Below are 2,686 nucleotides of genomic sequence, written 5' to 3' on the forward strand. Positions count from 1 at the left end.
AGCGCCCCGGCGGTCTTCCCGCCCGTGGCGCCGGCGTCGTCGTCGACGGGCAGAGCCTGACGTTCGCGCTGCGCAACGCCGGCAAGCGCACTGTCGAAGTCGACCTGGCGGATGACGCGGGGGCGGAGACCTTCGCCGCGCTCGCCGCGACCGTCGACGTCGTCCTCCGCGACGGCGAGACCATCGCCCGGTCACCGCGCGCCGACGACCTGCGCGCGCGGAATCCCCGGCTCGTGGTCATCGATCTGAGCGACTTCGGCGTCACCGGACCGCACGCCGGGTGGCGGGCGACGCCCGACGTGCACGCCGCCCTCAGCACCGTGCTGTCCCGGTCGGGTCTCCCCGATGTGCGCGAGCCGCTGCTGCCGCCGGAGTTCCTGCTGTACGAGTCCGCCGCCGCGCAGGCGGTCTGGGTGGTGCTGCTCGAACTCGCGCACGTGCGCGCGACCGGTGAGGGCGACGTCGTCGACTTCTCCGTGCAGGAAGCGCTGATCCAGATCCTCGACCCGGTCTTCGGCGTGGGCGGCTCGGCTCGGGCCGGCGTCCCGCTGAGCGATCTCCCGCGCGGCCGCCCCGACGCGCGCCACCTCTACCCGATCTTCCCGGCGAAGGACGGCTGGGTGCGCATCTGCGTCCTCGCGACGCGCCAGTGGCGCGGGATGTTCGAGTGGCTCGGGCGCCCCGAGGAGTTCGCCGACCCGTCCTTCGACCAGATCCGTCACCGATTCGCCGCGGCCGGGCGGCTCTACCCGCTCATCGGGCGCCTGTTCGCCGGGCTGACGGTCGCCGAGGCCGTCGCGCGAGGTCAGGAGCTCGGCGTTCCCACGGCGGGTCTCTCGGATGCCGCGGCGGTGCTGCGGGAGCCCGCTTTCCGCGAGAACGGATCGTTCCGCGACGATTCCGCCGTCCTGCCGGGAACCCTCGTGCACGACGGGTGGTTCGAGATCGACGACGAGCGCGCCGGCGGACGGGGGCCCGCGCCGGTGCCGGACTCGACCGTTCCGGCGGGGGAGCCGGGACTCCGGATCACGACCGACGCCGAGCGGGGGAGGCGCCCGTTCGCCGGGCTGCGGGTGCTGGACCTGGGCGTGATCGTCGTCGGGTCCGAGCTCGGCCGGCTCTTCGCGGACTACGGCGCCGACGTGATCAAGATCGAGTCGAGCGCGTTCCCCGACGGCGCGCGCCAATCGATGACGGGCGACGTCATGAACGAGAGCGTGGCGTGGGGGCTGCGCAACAAGCGCAGCCTCGGCCTGAACCTGCGCTCGGACGAGGGTCGGGCGCTCTTCGCCCGTCTCGTTGCCGTGAGCGACGTCGTGTTGACGAACTTCAAGCCCGGGACCCTGGCATCCCTGGGCTTCGACATGGAGGCGCTGCGCCGCCTGAACCCCGGGATCGTGCTGTCGGAATCGAGCGCCTTCGGGAACCACGGCTCGTGGAGCCGGCGCCTCGGGTACGGGCCGCTCGTACGGGCCAGCGCGGGGCTGTCGACACTGTGGGCGTACCCGGGCGACGGCGACGGCTTCAGCGACGCGATCACGATCTTCCCCGACCACGTCGTGGCACGTCTGAACGCCGCGGCGGTGGTCGCTCTGCTCCTGCGGCGCGACCGTACGGGCGAAGGTGGCCGTGTCAGCTCGGCGCAGGTGGATGCGATCTTCGGAGCGATGGCCGAACACCTGGCCGCGGCGGCCGCCACGTCGGGCAGCGGGCCGCGGGCGGAAGGCAACGACCGTTCCGGCGACGCGTTCCGCGGTGTCTTCCCCGCCCGAGGGGACGACGACTGGGTCGTGGTCGACGCCGAGGGGGATGCCGCCTTCGCCGCGGTCGCGACCGAGATCGGCCGTCCCGACCTCATCGCCGACCCCACCCTCGCGACCGCCGCCGACCGGTGGGCCGCCCGCGACCGGCTGCGCGAGCTCCTCGGGACGTGGACGGCCGACCTTCCCGCGGGCGAGGCCGCCGAACGGCTCCAGCGCGCGGGTGTGCCCGCGGGCGCCATGCTCCGCGCCGACGACATCCGCGAGGATCCGCACCTCGCCGAGCGCGGGGTGTTCGGTCGGCTCGTGCAGCCGCAACTGTCGAGCCCCGTCGTCACGAACCTCGGCGAGGCGCGCACCAGAACCCTCCAGCCGCCGCTCACCGGACCCGCTCCGCTCGCCGCCGAGCACACCCGCGAGGTCCTGTCCGAGGTCTTGCGGCTCTCCGACGACGAGATCACCGCCCTCCTGGCGAGCGGCGTCCTCGAGGAGGCCCAGGAACCGGCGCGGTGACGCGCCCCGCGGCATCCGGATCAGGCGGAGAACAACCGCCGCAGGTGGTGGTCGACGGCGGCGGTCTCGATGAGGAAGCCGTCGTGGCCGAAGTCGCTCGAGAGGACGACCGCCTGATCCCCGTCGAGGGTGTTCCGGATGCCGCGGGCGATGCGGTGCTGCCCGTCCACGGGGAAGAGCCGGTCGGTGTCGACCCCGAGTACCAGCGTCGTGGCCGTGACGCGACGCAGGGCGTCCTCGACGCCGTCGCGATCGCGCCCGACGTCGTGGGAGTTCATCGCTTCGGCGAGCGTGAGGTAGCTGTTGGCGTCAAAGCGGCGGGTGAACTTGTTTCCCGTGGAAGTCGAGGTACGACTCCACCGCGAAGCGGCCCCCCGTGCCTGAGCGGACTTCACGCCGACTGCCACGATCGC

1 protein-coding gene and 1 pseudogene are annotated in these 2,686 nt (G+C 73.2%); one reads left to right on the forward strand and one right to left on the reverse strand.

Going from position 1 to position 2,686, the window contains the following annotated elements; all coding sequences use genetic code 11:
* Positions 1–2,273: CoA transferase (locus tag I5G_RS17660; RefSeq protein ID WP_022880247.1), on the forward strand; the 2,273-nt coding region annotated here is incomplete at its 5' end.
* 20 nt (positions 2,274–2,293) lie between these two features.
* On the opposite strand, the pseudogene I5G_RS23355 reads toward I5G_RS17660, so the two are convergent.
* Positions 2,294–2,686 (reverse strand): annotated as a pseudogene (locus tag I5G_RS23355) (homoserine O-acetyltransferase); the annotation flags it as partial.

The organism is Microbacterium sp. B19 (assembly GCF_000333395.1).
Taxonomy (GTDB): Bacteria; Actinomycetota; Actinomycetes; order Actinomycetales; family Microbacteriaceae; genus Microbacterium.